This window comes from Luteolibacter luteus, assembly GCF_012913485.1.
Classification (GTDB): domain Bacteria; phylum Verrucomicrobiota; class Verrucomicrobiia; order Verrucomicrobiales; family Akkermansiaceae; genus Haloferula; species Haloferula lutea.
Window position 1 is genome coordinate 3851719 of record NZ_CP051774.1, and the last position, 22701, is coordinate 3874419.

General features: G+C 60.5%; 14 protein-coding genes. 7 read left to right on the forward strand and 7 right to left on the reverse strand.

The window, feature by feature from the left end:
* Positions 1 to 27: 27 nt before the first annotated feature.
* The 4 genes from HHL09_RS15935 to HHL09_RS15950 form a co-directional block, all read right to left on the reverse strand.
* On the reverse strand, positions 28 to 5154 hold the full coding sequence (locus HHL09_RS15935; RefSeq protein ID WP_169455614.1) for a PAS domain S-box protein: 5127 nt from the start codon (positions 5152 to 5154) through the stop codon (positions 28 to 30).
* 55 nt (positions 5155 to 5209) lie between these two features.
* On the reverse strand, positions 5210 to 6820 hold the full coding sequence (locus HHL09_RS15940) for a hypothetical protein (protein ID WP_169455615.1): 1611 nt from the start codon (positions 6818 to 6820) through the stop codon (positions 5210 to 5212).
* A gap of 541 nt (positions 6821 to 7361) precedes the next feature.
* Positions 7362 to 8459 (reverse strand): sugar kinase, encoded by a 1098-nt coding sequence (locus HHL09_RS15945; protein WP_169455616.1) that lies wholly within the window; start codon positions 8457 to 8459, stop codon positions 7362 to 7364.
* A gap of 68 nt (positions 8460 to 8527) precedes the next feature.
* Positions 8528 to 9505, reverse strand: coding sequence for a phosphoglycerate dehydrogenase (locus tag HHL09_RS15950; protein WP_169455617.1), 978 nt, complete (start codon positions 9503 to 9505; stop codon positions 8528 to 8530).
* Positions 9506 to 9724: 219 nt separating this feature from the next.
* On the opposite strand from HHL09_RS15950, the gene HHL09_RS15955 reads away from it, so the two are divergent.
* The 4 genes from HHL09_RS15955 (at position 9725) to HHL09_RS15970 (ending at position 13401) form a co-directional block, all read left to right on the forward strand.
* Entirely contained in the window at positions 9725 to 10735 is a 1011-nt protein-coding gene (locus tag HHL09_RS15955) for a hypothetical protein (protein ID WP_169455618.1), read from the forward strand.
* 50 nt (positions 10736 to 10785) lie between these two features.
* Positions 10786 to 11121 (forward strand): hypothetical protein, encoded by a 336-nt coding sequence (locus tag HHL09_RS15960; protein ID WP_169455619.1) that lies wholly within the window; start codon positions 10786 to 10788, stop codon positions 11119 to 11121.
* Between the two features lie 27 nt (positions 11122 to 11148).
* The gene (locus tag HHL09_RS15965; RefSeq protein ID WP_169455620.1) at positions 11149 to 12207 is read left to right on the forward strand and encodes a hypothetical protein; all 1059 of its coding nucleotides are present in this window, start codon (positions 11149 to 11151) and stop codon (positions 12205 to 12207) included.
* Between the two features lie 210 nt (positions 12208 to 12417).
* Complete coding sequence (locus HHL09_RS15970) at positions 12418 to 13401, forward strand: hypothetical protein (protein WP_169455621.1); 984 nt, start codon at positions 12418 to 12420, stop codon at positions 13399 to 13401.
* Positions 13402 to 13502: 101 nt separating this feature from the next.
* Here HHL09_RS15970 and HHL09_RS15975 read toward each other — a convergent pair whose 3' ends face one another.
* Positions 13503 to 14003, reverse strand: coding sequence for a hypothetical protein (locus tag HHL09_RS15975; protein WP_169455622.1), 501 nt, complete (start codon positions 14001 to 14003; stop codon positions 13503 to 13505).
* A 162-nt stretch (positions 14004 to 14165) separates the two neighbouring features.
* On the opposite strand from HHL09_RS15975, the gene HHL09_RS15980 reads away from it, so the two are divergent.
* A complete protein-coding gene (locus tag HHL09_RS15980) occupies positions 14166 to 14804 on the forward strand; it encodes a DUF4230 domain-containing protein (protein ID WP_169455623.1) in 639 nt (212 codons plus the stop codon).
* 35 nt (positions 14805 to 14839) lie between these two features.
* Complete coding sequence (locus HHL09_RS15985; protein WP_169455624.1) at positions 14840 to 15595, forward strand: EI24 domain-containing protein; 756 nt, start codon at positions 14840 to 14842, stop codon at positions 15593 to 15595.
* Between the two features lie 183 nt (positions 15596 to 15778).
* On the opposite strand, the gene HHL09_RS15990 is transcribed toward HHL09_RS15985, so the two are convergent.
* Positions 15779 to 17389, reverse strand: a complete 1611-nt coding sequence (locus HHL09_RS15990; protein ID WP_169455625.1) for a CotH kinase family protein — start codon at positions 17387 to 17389, stop codon at positions 15779 to 15781.
* Positions 17390 to 17614: 225 nt separating this feature from the next.
* Between HHL09_RS15990 and HHL09_RS15995 the strand changes: the two genes are divergently transcribed.
* The gene (locus tag HHL09_RS15995) at positions 17615 to 19144 is read left to right on the forward strand and encodes a sulfatase family protein (RefSeq protein WP_169455626.1); all 1530 of its coding nucleotides are present in this window, start codon (positions 17615 to 17617) and stop codon (positions 19142 to 19144) included.
* Between the two features lie 455 nt (positions 19145 to 19599).
* Here the strand turns inward: HHL09_RS15995 and ppdK are convergent, their stop codons facing one another.
* On the reverse strand, positions 19600 to 22446 hold the full coding sequence (gene ppdK / locus HHL09_RS16000; RefSeq protein WP_169455627.1) for a pyruvate, phosphate dikinase: 2847 nt from the start codon (positions 22444 to 22446) through the stop codon (positions 19600 to 19602).
* Positions 22447 to 22701: the final 255 nt, after the last annotated feature.

Below are 22701 nucleotides of genomic sequence, written 5' to 3' on the forward strand. Positions count from 1 at the left end.
CCATCAAGCTGGTCTTCTTTGATGCCTTCAGGAGTTGCGGGATAGGGCAATTTCCAATGCCCTCAGCAAGCTTTCGGAAGTATAAGGCTTCGGCACGAAATATCGCACGCAGGGATTCTCTTCTTTCGCCATTCGCCCTTTGTCACTGATTCCGCTCGCGGCGATAATGCGCACCTCAGGGTCGATCATGGCCAACATGCGGATGGTTTGGGAGCCGTCCATTTCCGGCATCATCATGTCGGTGATTACGGCGGCGATTTCGCCGCAATGCTGTCGGTAGATCTCGACCGCTTCCATGCCGTCGGAAGCCAGCAGTACCCGGTAGCCGTAGGCCTCCAGGATCTTGCGGGTGATCTGGCGGATAGACGGTTCATCGTCGGCCACCAAGATCATCTCCCCCTCGCCGTGCGGAATGCAGCGGTCTTCTTCGCCGGGCGCGGCCTCCACCGGTGAAGGTCGCGCTGGCAGCAAGATCAAGAAACAGGAACCGCGGCCAGGCGCGCTGGCAGCACGGATGAAGCCGCCATGGCTTTTGACGATGGCGAGCGAGGTGGAAAGTCCCAGGCCCGTTCCCTTACCCACCTCCTTGGTGGTGAAGAAGGGCTCGAAGATTTTGTCGAGAAGCTTGGCAGGAATGCCGTGGCCTGTGTCTTCCACCCGGATCAAGACATGCGGTCCCGGCTTCGCATCCGGTTCAGACGTGGCGAAGCGTTCGTCCAGATCCACGTTCTCCGCCGTGATGACGATGTCTCCGCCTTCCGGCATGGCATCGCGCGCGTTCACACAGAGATTCAGCAGCACCTGGTGGAGCTGGGTAGGGTCTCCGGTAAGGGTCCAGAGGGAGCGCGGCAGGTGGCTGCGGAGCGAGATGTTCTTCGGGAAGGTATCGCGGATGATTTTTTCAACATCGCCCACCAAGCTGCGCGGGCAGATTTCGAGGCGGCGCCCATCCATCCCCCGGGCGAAGGAAAGCACCTGATTCACCATTTCGGCGCCGCGTTTGGCACTGGACGCGAGCGTCGCGAGAAGTTCGCGGCCCCGCTCGCTTGTGACGTCGGATTGCAGCAACTCGATGGACATGCTGATCGGCGAAAGCACGTTGTTCAGGTCGTGTGCAATGCCGCCGGCGAGCGTTCCGATGCTTTCAAGGCGCTGGGCCCGGAGGAATTGCTCCTCCAGTTTCTTGTGCTCCGTGATGTCGGTATGGATACAGAGGATATTTCTCGGCTGGTCGGCCGGATCCCGGAGCAGGGTCCAGCGTCCTTCGATGACAAGCTGGCGGCCATTGCGGTCCTGCTGGGTAAGTTCACCGGTCCACTCGCCATCACGAACCACTGCGGCGGTGGCCATGCGAAAGGCTTCCGGATCCGGGTGGAGCAGCTCATTGGCGGCTCTGCCGGACGCTTCCTCGGCGGTCCAGCCGTAGAGACGCTCGGCACTCTTGTTCCAATAGGTGATGTGGTGATCCAGATCGCTTACGAGGATCGCGTCCCGCGCGCGGTCGAGCAGGGATGCCTGTTCGCGGATGCGGATGTCCGATAGCTGCCGGTCCAGCTCCGCTGCGGCGCGGGCAGCGAAGATCTGGAGCGTGGACTGCACCAGACCTCTTTCCTCAAGCGGGGCGGAAAAGAAGACCACCATGATACCCGCGACCGAGCGGTCACGGTTGAAGAGGGGGATGCCCGCGTAAGCATGGATGCCGTAGAAGACGAGAAGATGGTCCTCCGGAAAAAGCTCCTGCACGCCGCGATCGAAGACACAGACATTTCCTTCGCTGACGTTCTCGCAGGGAGTGCCGTAGAGCCCGTAGGTGACGTTATCCATCAGCTTTCCTTCGAGGACGAAGGAAAGAGTCGTGATTTCGAGGGTCTCCGCATTCAGCCGCCCGATGAGGCCGCCGTGTGCGCCCAGGGCTTCGACCATGTTCAGCGTGAGCAGATCGAAGAATTCACTGCCGGTGCCGCTCGATACCGATTGTGCCACCTTTAGTACGATGTCTTCCGTACGTTGGCGCTCGAGGCGGGCGCGAATGGTTCCAATCCCGAAGGCCAGGTCATCCGCCAGTTCCTGAAGCAGCTTGATTTCGTCCTCCCCGACGCTCCGGACCTCCGAACCATAGAGTCCAAGCAAGCCGAAGACCCGCTCGCCGTCGCGAAGAGGGAGACAGATCACGCTTCGGTAGCCGCGTTCCCTCGCCTCTCCCAGATAGTGGAAGAAGGCGTTCTCCGCCTCCACATTCAGGCATACCACGGCCTCGCCGCTACGGATGGTCCGACCGCCAGGGCCTTGGCCGGTCGGCTTGTTTTCGTCCCAAGAGAGCTGAATCGTGGAAAGGTAGCCCTCTTCGATGCCGGCGAAGGCCATCGGTCGAATGAGTTTCTCCGGATTATCCTCGGCATAGCCCACCCATGCCATGCGGTAGCCGCCCGTTTTTACCGCCACCTGACAGATCTTCGTGAGCAGCTCTTCCTCGCCGATCGCGCGGGTCACTGCTTCGTTGCAGGCGCTGAGCATCTTCAAGGCGCGGTTTAAGCGCGCGAGAGTGAGTTCCGAATGCTTGCGCGACGTGATATCGCTCATCCCGCCCACCATCCGCAGGGCTCTGCCGGCACCATCACGAATCACGAAGCCACGGTCCAGGACGTAGGCATAGGTTCCATCCGCACGGAGGAAGCGGTATTCTCCGGACCAATTGTCATCGATGCCCTCGAACTTCTTGTGAATTTCTCCGAGAACCCGGTCCACGTCCTCCGGGTGAATGCGGCTCGACCATGAAACACTGGAGGGCTCCAACTGGCTTCGAGAATGCCCGAAAAGCTTCTCGAATCCCTCGCTCCACCAGATCTCGTCGTTATCGAGGTCCCAATCCCACACCGCATCGTTGGTGGCGCGGGCCACGATCTCGAAACGCTGCTGGATTTCCCGGACTGCATTTTCGGCTTTGCGGCGCTCGCAGCCTTCGAGCGCGAGCGATACCAGATTGGCAACAGCGGCGGTAAAGGTCTTTTCATCCCCGGTCCACTTCCGGGGCGGTCCCACGTGCTCGCTACATAGAACGCCCTCGACCACGCCGTCGCGGTGGACGGGAGCATCCAGCATCGAAGTGATGCCGTGGACTTTCAGGTAGCTTTCCGTGAATTCCCGGGTTCGTGAGTCGCTGGCAGCATCCTCTGCAGAGATCACGTCCATTTCCTCCATTGCGCGGAAATAGGCAGGGAAGCTGGAGGCAGGGAGCTCCATGCCGGAACTGTGCCGGTGGGCCTCCATCTCGTAGAGGTCCGCACAGCGGATCGCGGTGCGGTCATGATTGTATCGCCAGATACTCACGCGTGCGACGCCGAGTGCCCGGGCATGCGCTTCGGTGATCCGGCGGAATGCCGACTCTTCGTCATCCGACTCCAAGGGCTGGATGCCGGTGAGTGCGATGAGCGAATTTCGCTGCCGGACGTAGCGCTCTTCGCCGGCGCGGTTCCCATCTTCGGCCAGCTTGCGTTCGGTGATGTCGCGCTGCACGGCGACCACGTAGGCCGCTTTTCCAGTCGCCTCGGCCACGGGCACGAAGTCGATCTCCAGCCAGATCTCCCCGCCGTCCTTGCGGTAATTGATCACTTGGGTCCTGACCGGCTGGCCTTTCTTCAGGGCGATCCGCATGCGATCCAGTTCGGAGCTCTGCGTCTTCGGACCTTGGAGCATGCGCGGGGATTTTCCGATGGCCTCCTCGCGGGTGTAGCCGGTGCAGCGGGTAAAGGCATCGTTCACGAAGACGATGCGCGGTCCCGGCTCATCGATCGGTGTGGCCTCCGTGATGATGACGATGTCATTGATCCGCGAAACGCAGGCTTCGAGGAGTCGGAGTTGTTCGCGCGATTGCCGGCGCGCCGTGATGCTCCGGAAATAGACTGCAATGCCTTCATCCGTGGGATACGCGCGGATCTCGTACCACTCGTTGTGGGGAGGATAGTAGAATTCTTCCAGCACCGTGGTCTGCTGGCGGCTCATCGCGCCCTCGTAGGCCTCCCTGAGTTCAGTCTGGATGATGCCGGGGAATTCCTCCCACAGGACCTTCCCGATCATCTGGGATTTCTCGGTGCGCAGCACCTTTTCCGCCTCCCGGTTCAGGTAAATGAACCGCCATTCCCGGTCCACCGTGAAGAAGGCATCCGTGATCTTGTCCAGCGTGTTGGTCAGCCGCTCGGACAGGCGGTGAGCGGATTGCTCCGCATTGATCTTCGCGGTGTTGTCCTGGAATGCTCCTTGGATCCGGATGACAGTGCCGTCGTCCGCTCTTACCGCTTCGCCCATGGCTCTCACCCAGACGCGACGTCCGGTGCCCGTGATGAGCTGGAGTTCATCGTCGAAAGCTACTCCCTCCTCCACGCAACGTTGGAACAGCTCGTAAATGTGTTGCCGGTATTCGGGCGCGTAGAACTCGAAGGCCTCATGGATCGTCGGCGCATAGCCGGGCGGCATTTCGTGAATGGCCCGCACGTCATCGGACCAGGTGATCTTCAGTTCGGGAAGATCCACCGTCCAGCCGCCGAGCCGCGCGTTCCTGCCGGCAATCCGCAAAAGCGCCTCATCATTCCTCTGCTTCTCAATTGCGCGGCAACGTTCGATGGCGAGCGAAATCAGGCGCGTCTCCGCTTCCGCGCGGGTCATGTCTTCATGGCCGGGCAGACGATGCTGCCGGTGATAAATCCCGAGGGTGCCCAGCACCTTGCCCTCGCTGGAGAACACGGGTACGGACCAGCAGGCTTTCAATCCATGGAGCAGCACCAACTCACGTGCTTTTTCCCAATCGCAGTGAGTGGTGATATCCGCGATGACAACCGGCTTTCCGGTTGCCGCAGCCGTGCCGCAGGAGCCCACCTGGGGTGCGATAGGCACGTGGCGGCCCGCATGGAGCAGATCTTGCGGCAGGCCGGGAGCCGCAGCCAAGGTGAGCAAGGTTCCTTCCGGATTGGCGAGGTAGATCGAACAAATGGTCCCCGGACCGGACATCTCGCTGATGCGGCGCGCGATCCGATCTAACACATTCGTGAGCGGTAGACCCGCTAGAATCAGCTCCAGGACCTGCGTCTGTCCGGCCCAAAAAGCCTCCAGCCAGTGCCGTTGCCGATTTTCCGCCGTGTCTCGCGTACTCGCCTCGTTCATCACAATTCCGGCCTGCCATTCCCCGTGGAAAGCAGGCCGTCCCGATCTCGGGATATCAATAGTCCGGTTGGGCGGTTCTCGTCACCGACAATCTCGCGAAGCGCTTGGCCGTGTTTCCGGGTGCTTCCTGGGTCAAGACAGCGGTGAAAGTACGCCGCTGGTTGGGATTCTGACCGCCGTCGTTGGTAAAACTGTAAGTGACGCTCGCCTGGTTGCCGATCGTGGTCCAGTTCACCATGTCGGTGGAAACCTGCACTGCATATTTCAGGTTCTGCTCGCTGCTTGTCACCGTGGCGATGTTACTGCCCGTGGTTTGCGCCGCCGAGGAACCAATCGTCGGGAAACGAAGCTTCATGCGCTTCTCCGTTGGATCGATGGGTAGGACCTCGAGGCCGGCGTTGGTGGAATTGAAGGCCACGTCAAGCAGGTCGGCCCGCTTGTTCCCATTAAAGTCAAAGGAGTCCTTGGGATAAGCCACGTAGCCGTCATTCAGCAGGCGACGATAAAGCAGGAAGGGCAGGCCGTTCGCACTGAAGTGGAAGCCGAGCAAGTTCGCATCCGTCAAGCCCAAGCCGTTGTTAGCGAGGGTGATCGGGGTGCCGGAGACGTAGGGGATCTCAGCGGCCGTGGTTTGGGGCTTGAGATAATGAATGCGGCGGTTGCGGCCTTCATACCACGCGATGCGTTGTTTCCCATCGGGTGCAGTGGCGGTGAAGATGCTCCGGGGTAAGGGGCCGCTCGCCGCATTGGTGCCGATCGTCACGGTTTGCAGTTCCGCCTTCGTTGTACCGACAAGTCGTTTGAGGACTCGTTGTGTAAGGGAAGTCACGGCGAAGTAAAAAATGCGCTCCGTCCCGTTGAATCGCGAGGCTGTAACGCTGTTGTCGACGAAGTTCTCGATATTCTCGAGAGGGTAGTCCTGATGGATAATGGTTAGCACCGATCCGATCTTCTTCGGGGTTGCCTTGAGCAGCGAGTTGGTCGTCGGCGTATCGTAGGTGAAGTACAGGCGAACATCGTCCAGCGAACTCGCGATGACCGCGGTTCCCTTCACATAGCCGGGGCTGGTGCTACCCGTGAAGCTTACCCAAGTCATTTCCCACTCTCCACCTGCCGGATGGCGCGCATAGCGAAGGCGTTCATTGGTGGTCCCTGCGTCGCTGACATAAGCGACGTGCAGGTTTCCAGAAGGATCACGAAAGGCACTGATGTTAGAGATCGTGCTAATTGCCTCGTTGACCGGATCGATCCGTTCGCTGGCGGCAAAACCGTTAAGATAATTGGTGCAATACAGCTTCTGTTGGCCGCCCGAATTCTGATGGCCCGCGAACATGTCCCCGCCGTCCGATCCATTTGGCAGAAAAACCCCCTCTTTGTTCGGGTTTGCCATATCGAGAAGGTCGTTCCGCGTCCAAGATGGCGGTGTCAGGGTGACGGGGGCAGTCGTCTCCAGCAGCATGTGGCTCACCACGTCCTGGTTGGAGAGTTCTTTTGCTAAGATCCGGGCGTTGTTCTGCTGGTCCGGCCAGAAATGCCATGCAGTGTTCCCGGTCGGGCTGGCGGAATCTTCAACAACCACGCTCGTCCAGTTGTCGGGATTGAGGTCCGCTTTCGCTGGAGGAAGCATGAGCAAACCCGTTGCCGCGGCCAGGATCGTCCGAATCATGCGACCGCCCATGACATGCCTTTCGCCCTGATGCAAGGGCCGCGGCGTGAGGCGGGCTATACCGCACCGATGCGAATGCGGAGCCTTGTTTCGCGCTTCCTTACTAACCCGCCATGGAGAGTCATGAGTTGTTAGGATCCGCTGCCGTTGGCGGGAGAAGGGTGCAGCGCGGTGACTAAGTAATTGTCCGTAAATGGACGGAGGGGATTGCTCGTAGGCCATCGAAAGGAATCCGCAGTGAATCCCCGGAGGGTTTCAGGTTTCTCCCGCAAGAACGATTCCGAAGTGTTTTATACGCACTGGTGCTATTCCCTCGCGATTCCTACACCGGCCCTTCATCTAACTTTCACAATTGATCTCTTGATGAAAGAAGCGTTCGACAAATGATGTCTATAGTCACCCCGGACGACCGAGCGGATATCCCCGGAACGAACGGACTAAAATTTTGTCCGCGCAGCCGCACGGGCAACGAAATGGCGGAGGCGGGGAGGCCTCCGCCATTTCAACTTTTAAAAGCGGCGATACTTAAGGGAACCGGTGATCAGCGATCGACGCGTGCCGATCCGCCGCCGACGAGCTTCTTCACTTCATCCACCGTGGCCATGGTGGTATCCCCCGGAGTGGTCATTGCCAGCGCACCATGGGCAGCCCCGTATTCGACGGCCATCTTGGCATCGTTGAATTCCATGAAACCGTAGGCCAGACCGCTGGCAAAGGAATCTCCGCCGCCCACGCGGTCGTAAATCTCCAGCTTCGCGCGGTGGGTGGCTTCGTGGAATTCGCCGGCATGCCAGCAAATCGCTCCCCAGTCGTTGATCGTGGCGCTGTGGACGTCGCGCAGGGTAGTGGCGACCACTTGGAAGTTCGGGAAATCCTGCACCGCGCGCTCAATCATGGCCTTGAAGCTGTCCACCTCGAGTCCGGTGATGTGTTCGCTCACTCCCGCCACTTCAAAGCCGAGGGAAGCGGTGAAATCCTCCTCGTTTCCGATCATCACATCGACGTACTTTGCGATTTCGCGGTTCACTTCTTGGGCTTTTGCCTGGCCGCCGATCGATTTCCAAAGGCTCGGGCGGTAGTTGAGGTCGTAGGAAACGATCGTGCCGTATTCCTTCGCCTTTTTGCAGGCCTCGATGGTGAGTTCGGCAGTCGTTTCGGAGAGGGCCGCGAAAATGCCGCCGGTGTGGAACCAGCGTGCACCATGCTTGCCGAAGACATCATCCCAATCGACATCGCCGGGCTTCATCTGGCTGGCAGCGGTCAGGCCGCGGTCTGGCGTGCCCTTGGCACCTCTGATACCGAAGCCACGCTCGGTGAAGTTCAGGCCATTGCGGATCTGGCGACCGATGCCGTCGAACGGCTTCCACTGGACGAAGCGGGTGTCGACCCCTCCCTGCAGGATAAAGTCCTCAATCAACCGTCCGACGTCGTTCTCGGCGAAGGCGGTGACGACGGCGGCGCGCTTGCCGAAGCAGCGGCGCATGCCGCGGGCCACGTTGTACTCGCCTCCGCCTTCCCATGCCTGGAACTGGCGGGTCGTGCGCACCCGTCCGTCGCCGGGATCGAGGCGCAGCATGATTTCACCGAGCGAGATGATGTCGAATTGGCAGGAAGCAGCAGTGCGTAGTGTCAGTGACATGAGGTAAGAGGATCGATGTTCGGAAAGGGTGGGAAGGGGAGGGCTGGATTTCCTTGGAAACGAATGGCTTACTCGTCGGAGGGAATGACCCCGTTCGCGCAGGCGATCGGGCCGCTTCCGGAAAGGAAATTCAACAGGTTGTCGAGAGACTTCTTGGCCTGCCGAGGAACGCTCTCAAAGGTCCGGGAGCCGATATGAGCGGTTACCAGCACCTTCGGGTGGGCGAGTAGCGGATCATCTTCCGCAGGAGGTTCCTGTTCCATGACGTCCGTGCCGTAGCCAGCAAGTCGGCCGGAATCGAGCGCCTCAAGGATGGCGGCGGGGTCGGCGAGCTCGCCACGGCCGGTATTCACCACGTACGCGCCTTCCGGCAGCAGTGCCAGGCGTTCGCGGTTGATGAGATGATATGTGTCCTTGGTCAGCTTCGTGTGCGGGCTAACAATATCCACTGACGAGAAGAGCGAATCGATGGATTCGTGACGAATGATGCCATATTGAGCGGCCACGTCGTCCGGCCAGAAATTGCCGAAAGCATGGATTTCCATGTCGAAGCCACGGGCGCGGCGCGCCATCTCCTGCCCGATCCGGCCCATGCCAATCAGGCCGATCCGCTTGCGCCAGAGTTCATGTCCGGTGATCCGCAGCCATTTGCCCTGACGGGTGGCATTGGCGGTCTCCACCAGATTTTTCTGCATGGCGAGCAGTAAGCAGAAAGTGTGTTCAGCGACGGTGGTATGGTTGACGCCGGGAGTGAAAAGCACCGGGATTCCGAGCTCCTTGGTCGCGGAAATGTCGATCTTGTCCAAGCCAATGCCATATTTCGAAATGACCCGGAGTCGTGGCCGGCTTTTCTCAAGTACGGCCCGGGTGATCGTGTCATCGCCGCACAGGAATGCATCGAAGTCCCCGGCCAACTCCAACATCCGGGCCTCGGTCAGCGGCCCGCGTTCGCGCACAATTTCGAATCCTTGGGACTCCAATTGGAGATGGTGAGGACCGGGGGTGTCTTGAAAGCTACAGGTGGTTAGAAGGACGCGGGTCGGCATGGTTGGCGAGACGGTTTTGGGATGGATGAATCTGTCATACAAGTCGGAATTGTTCCATCACCCGAAAAGGGGTGTAGAGCACGGCAGGTGCAGGGTCAATGGAGCTGCAAAAGGCTTCGGTGAAAAATCGGTGAAGCGCTAATCGGAACTGGAAAACACTTATGCCACATGAAAGGATGAGCCTCGTAAGCCGTCTGGACTCCTGCAGAACTTAAACCAATGAAGGCGTTAACTCCTCTCCGCCTGCTAGCTCTTCCTGCCGTGGTCCTCGCGGTGGCACCAAGCTGCAAAAATAATTCAGAAGCCCGCAAGGACCCCGAGTGGTGGCGTCTGGAAGGTGAGCGCGTGGAGTTGGCCCACAATGTCGATCTGCTGAAACTCAAGTTGGCGAACAGTGCGGTCAATGGCACCGAATTCGCCGCCCGAGCCGAAGAGGTGAAACAAAATGCAGCCCGGATCGCCGAGCTGAAGCTTATCGCAGGAGATATCCGGGACGAGGTGGCCCAGCTCGCTTCCGCCGTTGACGAGCAGCACGAAAACTGGGTTCGCAGCACTCGTGCCGCGGCCGTGGGCAGGGAGTATGTCACTTTCACCGGCAGGGGCGGTCGCAGTTATGACCATGTCGTGATCAAGAAGGTCACCGATGTGGGCGTTGAAATCCGCCACGCCAACGGCAGCGCACGTCTTTCCGCCGCCGATCTGACCCCCGAGCAAAATGCCGAGTTCGGTCTCGACCCGCAGCTCGCTCATGTGGCCTTGGCGCAGGAAAAGCAGGACGCCGCAGTTTACGAGGATTGGCTCGGAAGCCAGATCGCTTTGGCAAATGAGGCCAAGGTCGCGGCCGATGAGGCCGCCGCTGCCCGCAGGACGGAGGAGGTCCTGGTTGCCGCTCGCGCCCGCTCGGAGGCCATTAAGGCCAGCGCCGCCGCATACGAGGAGCGGGGAGGACGTCTCCGTGAACAACCCCGCAGCGTCGGTGGCACTTACTGGGGCGGCTACTATGGCCGCCGCTACTACAGCCCCTCCTACTATTATTATGGCGGTAGCAGGTGCTACAGCCGCGGCGTCGTGGGAGGCTTCGCCACGATCTATCGCGCGCGTTATGGGTCGGATACGGATTGCGGCTACAATCATCCGAGCCGGGTTTCGGCGGCCAGATCGGCCCCGGTTTCCCGAGGCACCGTGAGTGCCATCCAGACCATTTCGAAGGGCTCCACCGGTGTGCCTTGAGTTTTCTCCCCGCCTGCCCTTCTCTCCCGTTACTTCTCTTCCAGTCACCCATGAATCCGATGCCCTCCCGCATGCTGCGACTCGCAGCTGCTTCTCTACTGTGCCTTTCTTTCAGCTCCTGCGGCGATGACCCTCAACTGGTCCAAAAGCGCGAGGAGCAAAAGGCCGAGATCCGCCGCCTTGATGGCGAACTGAAGGTCCTTCAGGAAAAAATTTCCCAGATCCCGGCCGACAAGACCTCCGAGCTCTCCAAGCTCAAGCAGGACTCCGACTTGCAGAAGCAGGAGATTGAAAACCTGGAGGAGGAAATCGCATCCCTGCAGTCCAAGAAGGCGGAAATCGAAAAGGCCCACGAAGCCTACAAGCGGAAGTACGTCATTCGTTGATCCAGCGCTCTATTCCCGGAAGTTACCATGGGTTTTTCTGACCTCCTCACCAGTAGCCGCGGGCCTGGCGTCATCGGCACTCTGCTCGCCCTCCTCGTTCTCGTGGGCTTTGGCACCTTGTACATGTTTGTCTTCGACGAAGGCTTGCAGGGCGGAGGAAAGAGGATCGAGTCGGTGATCCGCGAAGACGCCCTCACGATTGAGAGCCACAAGCGCCAGATCGAAAGCCTGAAGAAGATGATCGATGAGGGCAATCGCTTGAAGGAGCAGGCCCTTGAGATGGAGCAGGTAAAGGTCCGCCTTGAAAGCGGCGCCAAGGCCAAGGCCGAGAAGGAAGCCTCCCGGGACGAAGCCATCGCGATCAAGGAAGCCGCCGACAAGGCGTGGGAAGACTATAAGGATGCCTATCGCGCTTCGGAGTGGGCTGCCGCCCAAGGCGAGGAGCTTGGTGATATCCGCTCGCTCTCCGGGCGGAACTACAAGAACGTGGTGATTCGGAAGGTGGAGCACACCGGCATTCAGATCACGGACGAGACAGGCCCGAAGAGCATCGACAGCGACGAGCTCCCGCTGGAGCTTCAGGATCGCTTCCAATTCAGCCAGGAGAAGAAGGCGGAGGTCGTTACCAAGCGCGATACCGAGTTCCAGAATCTCTCTGACAATGTGGACATCGCCAACCTTGCCAAGAAGGGTCAGGACAAGCTGGAGCGTGTCCGAATCCTGAATCAAGGGATCGAGGATGCGAACAGCGGCATCCAGACTTGCAAGGCGGCCGAGCCGATCCACCTCCGCAAGGTGGACTTCATCCGTGCGGAACTTGCGGAAGAACAGGAAAAGGCTTCCCGCCGTTCCAGCAGCCGGGCACAGGGCATCAACAAGACTCCTCAGATTCGCGAGCGTCTCCGCGTGGCCGAAAACAAGGTCGCGGCAAATCGGAAGCAAATCTCCGAACACGAGAGAACCATCCGCGATAGCAAGCGCGAGATCACCCAGCTCGAGCGCGAGGTGGACTACATCAAAGCCGAAATCTCCAAGTTGAAGAAGGAGATGGAGGCGAAGCAGAGTGCGCAGCAGGACAAGCCCTAAGGCGGCGAGCAGCAGCGGATTGACTGTTTATTATTCTTCCCCGATTTCTGCGGACAAAAGGCAGGAACGGCACACTTATCAAAGATAGCGACGGGCTGCGGGCCAAGGCCTTTGCGTTCGGAACTTCAGACGGCACGGGCCTCGGAACCTCCCTTTCCCGGCGGCTTTCAGATTCGTTGCTCACCCTTCTCCTCACCACGTTTCGAGCCCATGTTTAATAACGACGAACAGTCGGGAATGGTAGGCATGCTTGTCGGCATGATCGTCCTCGTGTTCGCGGGCGTCTTCTTCTCCTTGCTGGCAGACAAGCGCTTCAGCTTTTCCAAGAACCAGAGTTCGATCTCCCAAACGATCGAGGAAGAAAAGCTGGAGCTCGAAAACGTGAAACGCGAGCTGGAGGGCGCGCGCGCTGATTGGAAGCGTGAATATGAACCGCGCACGGGACAAGAGGAGCTTATTGCGACCATTACCCGCGATTCGCAGGCCAGCCGTCGCCGCTTGGAAACCTTGGGCGAAGAGCGCGATGCCGCCGCGGAGGAGGCGAAACGGGTCGCCGATGCCTTCGCCGAATACCAAGGCCGCTATCGCCAGCAGGTCCGCGCGGAAGCAGCCGGCGAGAAGGTTGGCGAACTTACCACGCGCGGCGGTCGCACCTACCGCGACGTGACGATCTGGCGTGTGTCGGCCGCAGGTGCGGAAATCCGTCATTCCGAGGGCTCCACCCGTTTGTCGCCAAATGAATTGCCGGTGACTTGGAATGACCGCTTCCAGTGGGACAAGGCCGAACTGGCCCAACATCTGGATGAGGAACGCGAGGCCGAGGAACAGCACAAGCAGTTCGTCGATAGTAAGAACAATCCTCCCGAGCCCCCTCAAAAGACTTCCGGCAAGAAGCCGAAGCCCGCCAAACCGGACGAGGATCCGGAGTATCTAGCCCGTGTAGAAGTTCTTCGGCAGGCGGTGATCGATACCCGGCTGAAGCTGAATCAGGCCAGGACGGAAGCCAACCGCGCGCGCTATGAAGCTGCCTCGGGAAAGGGTCGGTCGGTTCCCGGGAGCTTGGAGACCTGGGCGGAGCGGGCGCGGCGCATGGAGGCCTCCAGTGCGAAGTTCCATGCCCAGTACATGGCCGCACGCGGCAAGCTCGCCTCGGTGGCGCCGAATGACTATCAGCTTCAGGTCCAAGACCAGTAAGGAGCGGCGCCGTTTCGGCTAAGAGACCCCGCTAAAAGCAAATGGAGCACCGGAGTGCTCCATTCTCATTTTGATTTCTCCGGTCTTTGCCGCTGCGGTCTTCAGGCCAAGGCCAGACGGGCATCGGAGGCCAGCTTGGCAGTAAGTGCCTCCCAGCCGCCCGGGGTCTGGAGGTTGAAGACGTAGAGGTAAAGCGCCACAAGCTTCGGATCATAGGCGGCTACCAGCGCATCCACGGCTTCGTCCAGCTTGGCGGCGTCGATCGTCTCGGGCAGGTCACCGGTGACGGATCCCTTCCCATCGTGTTCGATGCCCATCACATCGCAGAACTTCGCCAGCATCTCCTGGTTTCCGGCCATGAACCATGCCTGGAGCAGGTGCTCGCCGATAGTGTCGGCGGCCTTGCCCTTCAGGGTCTTGAGCACCCAGGCATACTGCTCGGCTAGCGGCTTCTTCTGGACGAAGACGAGGCGCAGCTTCTTGGTCTGCGCGAGGGTGGCCACGGCCGACTTGTACACGTTGCGGTCGTTGTCCCGGAACCAGTCCAGCATTTGCGTGACGAGGGCGGGATCGACGGCGTTGTAGAGTTCGTGTGCTTTCACGGTTCGGAAAATTGGCGAACGCGACTCCAAGCGATGCCGCGGGAAATGCCAAACGCCAATTTGCGTCCACTGGATAAATCCCCGCCATACGCACGGTAGGAATTGGAAATCCGGGTCTTGTCTCCACTTGTCCGGCCCTCGTTCCGCCTTATCCTGCATCCGATGTCAGCCCATCCGGAACTTTGGAAAACCGTCCGCTGGCTTGCCTTGCTGGCCGCAGTGCTCCTGTTGGCTTGGCTCGGCGTCCGCGTCGTGGAGCGCGGCATCGGCACCACTACCTCCGGTTTGGGAAAAGTTCTCGGAGCCATCACTCATTCCGACACCCGGATTGTCGAAGGCCGGGCCGAAATTACCGACACCGCGGAGATCGCCGAGCTTTCCCTGCTGGAGATGAAGATGACCGCCACGCGGAGTTTCGAGAACGAGACCTATGTGTTGCGTTACCTCCCCGCGGGCACGAAGAAGCTTATTGTTTCCGGACAGTACCGGGTGACCGCCGGCTACAAATTGAAACCCGGGATTTCTCTTCGGATGGAGAATGGGGTGCCGGTTGCCCGGTTTCCTGACCCCGAAATTCTTTCCGTAGAGCTCATCGACTACAAGCCGCTCAGTGAGAAAGACGGTTGGGCGAATGGGGTGACCGCGGAAGATCGCGCGCAATTGTTGCGCGAGCTTCGCCAGCAGATGCGCCAGGAAGCTCAACGCAGTGGCATCCTCGATATGGTCGAAGCATCGCTGCGAACCCGCTTGCGAGACCTGCTCGGTAGCGGCGATGTGAAGGTTGAGCGCGAGGCAAAGTGACCCGCCCCTTCACGAATCTCTCTCACCCTTCCCATATGACAGAAAGCGGCCTCGGGCTGATCCAAGGCATAAAGTCGGTGCCTGAGGCTTGCGGCATTCTTTCCCGCAGGCCGAAGATCCTGTTCTGGCTGCTGCCGCCACTGCTTATCACTCTGCTGCTGGATCTGCTGGCCTTCTTCTTTGCCTTCGAATGGATGCGCGATGGGATCCACGGTTTCGTAGCAAGCCATGGCAATGCCACATGGTTGTCTTCGGCCATGAGCATGTTCGCCGCGATTGCCGTGGTGCTTCTGCTCGGCTGGTCGTTCACGTGGGTTTTTCTCACCTTGGCGAGTCCCTTCCAGGATTTCATCTCGGCCGCGGTTGAGCGGGAACGGATGGGCGGAGCGACGCAAGAGCCGTCGGGATGGATGGGCTTTGCCAAGGGCACCGCGCGCAGCGCCATCCAATCCCTCGTGCTGTTGATGATCTCGATCCCGATGCTGCTGGTCGGCTTCCTTCCTGTCGTGGGTCCTCTCCTCGTCTTTGTCTGGAGTGCCTTTGCCTTGGGCTTCTCCTTCGCGTCGATCCCTGCGGGGCGGGTGGCGGGACGCTTGCGGGATAGGCTCAAGTTCGCGCGCCGGAATTGCGGCGCGGTCTTCGGGCTGGGAGCCCTGATTGCCTTGGTCGCGATGATTCCGATGGCGAGCTTGCTTTTCATGCCCGTCTTCGTGGTGGCGGGCACGCTTGTTCACCTGAAGGCAGGGGAGAATGGAGCAATCCGGAGGATCCAGCCTCCGGTGGAAGGATAGGAGAAGCCCGGAACCCTGCGAGGGATTCCGGGCTCTGCCATGTTCGTGAAGCCGCCTGACGGGTGTGGCGCGCTTCCTCTTTTCTCGGGGAATCTTGGAACTCCGGTCAGGCGGGAGAGGAGCCATGTACCGTCATGAAATTTCCTCTCCCGGGCGACACCTGCCGGAGTTCCAAAAAAAGCGTTAGTGAGTTGCCTCAGGCTTCTCCTCGTAGGAGAGCAGGTAAGCCCGGCGCTGGTCGGCGAAGCTGCGGATCGGCATGCCCTCATGGCCGAAGCCACGGGGTGTGGCTTCTTCCTTTTCTTCCACAGGCTTGTCCGTGGTGAGCTTCTCGAAGTCTTCGCTATTGGAGAGCTTGCGCGTGTCCGCGGCGATTTCCTTGGAAGCGAGTTCCCGATATTGCGCGACCACCGGGCCGAGCTTTGCCCAGTCCAAGCCGTCTTCCGCGAGGGCCTTCACCTTGGCGAGATAGCGCTCGCGCAGGGCGGGTACGGCCAGCAGTTTTGAACGCAGCGGCTTCTTCGCATCATCCATTCCCGTCAACGGATCGAGTTTCAGGCCATCGCCCTTGGGCATGTTGGGCATCGCTGTAGGAGGGCGGGCATCGCGTTCGGGCGATCCCGCCGTCGCTTGATCTTCACCCCGGCGCTCTTGAGGTCCGTCGGGGCCTCTGCCACCGGGTCTGCCAAAGCCGCGGCCACCGAAGCCCGGTCCGCCCGCTGCACGGAAGGCTTCATTCATGTCGCCGGGGATCAGGTGGAACTTACCTTCCTTGTCGCGGTAGAGGCTGTAGTCGCTCGCGCGGATCCAATAGCCATCACCATTGATCAGTCCGCAATCGAGCGCGAGGAACCAGAGCGTGCTATCGATATCGAGCAGCGGTGCCACTGCGGCTTCAAGTTGATCGGCAGGGGTCTCGCTCAAGGTCTTGCACAGCTTGATCAGCGCCTGCCAGTCCTCCTCCGTGCCATCCTTCATCTCATAGCGGCGCTTGTACTCGGCCAAGTCATCGCCCACGTAGTCGAGCCCGCTCTGGCCGTTCGGGGAGCCGCGCACTTTCCAGCGCGCGCCTTTGCTGGTGCGGAAATTCTCCTGGATGAAGTCCTTGTTGAATTGCTGCTGGCTCACATAGACGCCCCAGTTCTCACCATTGATCACCACGCGCACGAGGTTCACCTTTGGGGCGGGGATATACTTCCGGGCGATGTGCGAATAGAGCACCGCGCTGAGGAAGCTGCCGTCGCCGTGGGAATTGAGCAGGTTGAGCGTCTTGTAGCCGTTCAGGCGTTGTTTCTTCTCGGTGAGATCCAGGGAGACGTTCAGCGATCTCTTCTGCCCCGCGCGGACCATCATGTAGCTGGACATGCCGCGGAAATGGATGCCCACCCCGGGATAGGTTTTGCCATCAACGGTCAGCGTGGCGGGCACCTCGACGTCGGTGCCATGAAAGGCTTCGAGCTCCGCCTCCCAGTCCTCGTTTTCGAAATCGAGGAACAGCGTTCGCAGCGTATCAGCCGCATAGAGATCGCTCGACCCGGCCGGGGTCACATCTGCGGGAGAGATCTTGGCACCAGGCTCCGGGGTCTTGGTCTCTTCCTCGCCGAATGGCGGCGGACCTCCGGGGCCTCCCGGGCCGGGACCGCGACGTCCTCCTCCCGGCGGGCCGAAGCCACGTTGTGGTGCGGGATTCTGTTTGAGGAATTCCCGGGCGGTAGCTCGCTCTTCTTTGCCGAGCCAGCCGTTCGAGTCCTTGTCGAATTGATCCACGAGCTTCCTGTCTTCCTGCGCCCCCATGGGAGGCGGGCCAGGAAAACCCCCAGGCGATTGCTGGGCGGAGAGGGGAGAAAAAAGGGAAGCGGTGAGTGCGAGGGAGATGACTGGGGATTTCATGAGGCGCGGTGTGCGGCCTCGGAGGAGCGGAAGCTGATTCTTGAACCCTGCTTGTTCCGGGAAGTCGCGGGGATTTTTCAACCCGTTTTTGGCGTGAGAATCCTGCTGGCCACGCGGTAAAAGGCACCCATGCGTTTTTCCGGAATCCTTGTAGGGCTGGCCCTTTGCGCGGCTGCTGCGCAGGCTGTCAGTCCGAATATCGTCTACATCCTCGCGGATGACATGGGCTACGGAGATCCCCGTTACGCCGGGGGAAAGGTGCCGACGCCGAATCTGGATCGCCTCGCAGCGGAAGGCATGCGCTTTACCGATGCGCATACGTCTTCTGCAGTCTGCACGCCGACGCGTTATAGCATTCTCACGGGTCGCTACAACTGGCGCTCCACGCTGAGGCAGGGCGTGCTTGGCGGCAATAGCCAGCCCCTGATTCCGGATGGGCGGCAGACGGTTGCCGACTTCCTTGCTATGGACGGCTACAAGACCGCGGTCATCGGCAAGTGGCATCTTGGTTTGGGTTGGAACAGGTTGCCGGAGGCGCGCAAGGCGGAGTCCGGGCCGACCGAGGGTCAGGGTTGGCAGCTCGATTACTCCCAAGCCGTGAAGCGGGGGCCGCTTGCACTCGGCTTCCATGAGGACTTCATCATCCCCGCGTCACTCGATATGGCTCCCTACGTTTACCTTCGGAATGACAAGCCCACTGCCGTCCCGACGGTGACCAAGGCCTTTCATCGCCCCGGGCCGGCGGCAGCGGATTTCGAAGCGGAGAACTGTCTGCGTGATTTCACCCGCGAGGCTCGCTCGTTCATCCAGCGTTCTTCGAAGGAGAAGTTCTTCCTCTATCTGCCGCTTACCAGTCCGCATACGCCGGTGGTTCCCTCGAAGCAGTGGAAGGAAAAATCGGGCATCGGCGATTATGGTGATTTCCTGATGGAGACGGATGCGGTGGTGGGCGAGATCCTGGCGGAGTTGGAGAGTGTGGGAGTGGAGAAGGATACCTTGCTGATCTTCACTTCCGACAATGGCTTCGCGCCGGCCGCGGGACTCGAGGAGCAACTGAAGCAAGGCCACAAGCCTCTCGGAGACTTGCGAGGGACGAAGAGCGATATCTGGGAAGGTGGCCATCGCGTGCCCTTCCTCGTTCGTTGGCCTGGTGTGGTGAAGGCGGGCAGCACCTGCGCCGCCACCATCTGCACCACGGACTTCTACGCTACCGCCGCGGACGCGACCGGAAAGCTTGGAGCACTTGGTCCCCAAGCTGCCGAGGATAGCTTCTCCATACTGCCGCTGCTGAAGGCCGAGGATGGCTTCAAGAGAGAGTTCACCATCCATCATTCGATCAATGGCTCCTTTGCGATCCGGAAGGGGGATTGGAAGCTTTGCTTGTGCCCTGATTCCGGCGGTTGGTCCGATCCCAAGCCCGGTTCGGAGGCTTCGAAGAGCAGCTATCCGGTACAGCTTTACAACCTCAAGGATGATCCCGCGGAATCGAAGAACCTGGCGGAGGAGCAAACCGATCTCGTGAAGGAACTCGCCGCGCTTCTGGCCAAGGCGATCAAGGATGGTCGCACCACCGCGGGGCCTGTCCAAAGCAACGACGGAAAGCCGATCGAGCTTCCAGTTCGGGTGAAGGAGTTGTTGCCGGTGTTGGGGGAGCTTTGACCCGCCGGGAATCGCCGGGCATGTTCGATCTGAGGCGGGCGAGGCATGCTCGGGCGGATCGCTCAAGGACAAGCGACAGGGGGAGCCTTGGGTTACGGGCTTTGAGCGGTTTTTCGAGCCTGTTTCGCCTGTTATAACTGGAAAATTAACAGGTGGCGATGGAGGGAAATGCGAACTTCGAACGCCAAACATGGAACGTCGAAGGCAAGGGTTTGGAGAGAGATAGAGTGGCGTGCAGGGGTCATGTTGCCGTCAAGATTCGCACGCGCGGGCTCTGGGTTTCTACTGCCACGCGGAGGTGAAATCCGGAGTGGGCTGGCGATGAGTCGTCCTTGCCGATCGGATCCGCGAGTGATGGCGTCTGCGAGACGGGATGAAACGTATCTGCACGAAAAAGCCGCTCCGGTTTGCCGGAGCGGCTTCGATATCTAGCGGAAGCTAGCGGGCCTTACGGCTTACTTCTTCTTCGCGGCCTTCTTGGCTGCCTTTTTTGCAGCCTTCTTGGCCGGTGCCTTCTTGGCAGCCTTGGCGGGTGCGTTCTTGCCTTCCTCGATCGCGGCCTGGGCGGCGGCGAGGCGGGCGACGGGCACGCGGTAAGGGGAGCAGGACACGTAGTTCAGGCCGAGCGTGTGGCAGAACTTCACGGAGTCCGGATCGCCACCGTGCTCACCGCAGATGCCGAGCTTGATGTTCGGGCGGGTGCTGCGGCCCTTGGTCACGGCGGTCTGCATGAGCTGGCCCACACCGGTCGCATCGAGAGTGGCGAAGGGGTTCTTGGAGAACACTTCGCTTTCGATGTAAGGCATGAGGAAGGCGCCCATGTCGTCACGGCTGATGCCGAGAGCGGTCTGGGTGAGGTCGTTGGTGCCGAAGCTGAAGAACTCGGCGCCCTTGGCGATCTCGTCGGCGGTGAGGGCACCACGCGGCACTTCGATCATGGTTCCGACCTGGTATTCGAAGGTGATCTTCTTCTCGGCCATGACTTCCTTCGCCACGGCGTGGACGATGGCGGCCTGAAGTTCGAATTCCTTGCCGAAGCCCACGAGCGGGATCATCACTTCCGGCTTCACGGCGATCTTCTTCTTCGCCACGTCAGCGGCGGCTTCGAAGATGGCGCGGGCCTGCATCTCGGTGATTTCCGGGTAGGCGATGCCGAGACGGCAGCCGCGGTGACCGAGCATCGGGTTGAACTCGTGCAGGTCGTGCACGCGCTGGATGATCTTCTCCACCGGCACGCCGATCTTCTTGGAGAGATCGAGCTGCTGCTCCTTCGTGTGAGGAAGGAATTCGTGGAGCGGCGGGTCCAGGAGGCGGATGGTGGCCGGCAGACCCTTGAGGGTCTTGAAGATGCCGGTGAAGTCTTCGCGCTGATACGGAAGGAGCTTGGCCAGGGCGGCCTTGCGGGCCTCCAGGGTGGTGGCGAGGATCATCTCGCGCATCGCGTCGATGCGGTCACCTTCGAAGAACATGTGCTCCGTGCGGGTCAGGCCGATGCCCACGGCGCCGAAGGCCACCGCGATGCGGGTCTGCTCCGGGGTGTCGGCGTTGGTGCGGACGGACATCTTGGTGGCCTGCTCGCACCATTCCATGAGCTTGAGGAAGCTCTTGAACTTCTCGGTCTTCTTCGCGGCCTTGTCGCCATCGACGATGCCGGTGATGATTTCCGAAGGAGCGGTCTTCAGCTCGCCACCGTAAACGGTGCCGCTGGTGCCGTCGATGGAGAGGTAGTCACCTTCCTTGAAGGTTTCGCCGGCCACCTTGACGGTCTTCTTGTCGTAGTCGATTTCGATGGCGGCGGCGCCACAGATACAGACCTTGCCCATCTGGCGGGCGACGAGAGCAGCGTGGGAAGAAACACCGCCCTTGGCGGTGAGGATGCCTTCCGCAGCGATCATGCCGCGAAGGTCTTCCGGGCTGGTTTCGTTACGGACGAGGAGAACCTTCTCACCCTTTTCAGCGGCGGCCGCGGCGCGGTCGGCGTTGAGGTAGATCTTGCCGGAAGCGGCACCTGGGCCGGCCGGAAGACCCTTGGCGAGTTCCTTGGCCTTCTTCACTTCGGCGAGGTCGAAGATCGGGGCGAGGAGCTGGTCGAGCTGGTCGGCCGGGTTGCGGAGCACGGCGGTCTTCCAGTCGATGAGACCTTCCTTCACCATGTCCATGGAGAACTTCAGAGCGGCGGCGGCGGTGCGCTTGCCGTTACGGGTCTGAAGCATGAACAGCTTGCCTTCCTGCACGGTGAACTCGACGTCCTGCACGTCCTTGAAGTGCTTCTCAAGGATCTGGCGGACCTTCATCAGTTCCGCGAAGGGCTTCGGCATCGCCTTCTTCATGAGGGCGACGGGCTCCGGGGTGCGGACGCCGGCGACGACGTCTTCGCCCTGGGCGTTCACGAGGAACTCGCCGTAGAATTCGTTCACGCCGTTGGCCGGGTTACGGGTGAAGGCCACGCCGGAACCGGAGGTTTCACCGGTGTTGCCGTAGACCATCGCCTGCACGTTCACAGCCGTGCCCCACTCGGCAGGGATGTTGTACTTGCGGCGATAAACGATCGCGCGGTCGTTCATCCAAGAGCTGAACACAGCGCCAGCGGCGCCGCGGAGCTGCTCCCAAGGATCGTTCGGGAAGCCCTTGCCGGTGCGCTCCTTCACGAGAGCCTTGAAGCGCTTCACCAGTTCCTTCTGGTCGTCAGCGGTCAGGTCGGAGTCGACGATGTCCTTGTGATACTTCTCGTGCTTGTAGCCTTCGATCACCACTTCGAAAGGCTCGTGGTCTTCACCTTCGCTCTTCTGCACGCCGAGCACCACGTCACCGTACATCTGGATGAAGCGGCGGTAGCAGTCCCAAGCGAAGCGCTCGTTCTGCGTGGCGGCCACGAGAGACAGCACGGTCTGGTCGTTGAGGCCGAGGTTGAGGATGGTGTCCATCATGCCCGGCATGGAGTCGCGGGCGCCGGAGCGCACGGCCACGAGGAGCGGCATGCCCTTCGCGTCGCCGAACTTGCAGCCCATGATCTTCTCCATGTTCTTCACGCCGGCTTCCATCTGAGCCTGGAGCGAAGAAGGATAGGTCTTCTTGTTCGCGTAGAAGTAGGTGCAGACCTCGGTGGTCACGGTGAATCCCGGAGGCACCGGGAGACCGATCTTGGTCATTTCCGCGAGGTTCGCGCCTTTGCCGCCCAGGAGAGCCTTCATCGACCCGTTGCCATCGGCCTTGCCGTTGCCCCAGGTGTAAACGTACTTGGTGCCCTTGGCGGAGGGCGCTTTCTTGGCCGCCTTTTTGGCGGACTTCTTCACGGTAGCCATCTGTAGTTCGTGGTGGGTTGACTGTAGGAAAGGCGCGTGAGGACGGCGAAAACTCGCCGGGCCCCCGGGGCGCGGACGCGCGAGGCTAGCGGTCGAAAAACCCGTGTCAATGAACCAGTTCCGTCAGTGGAACCTGTTGCGGCCCGCGCCACTCATGGGATCGCGGACGTCAAGCGCTCAGGATCGAGGCTGCATGCGGCTTTCCGGGCCCCGTGCCCGCGAGGTTTCGTGCAATGGCGCGTGATCGTTATCCCA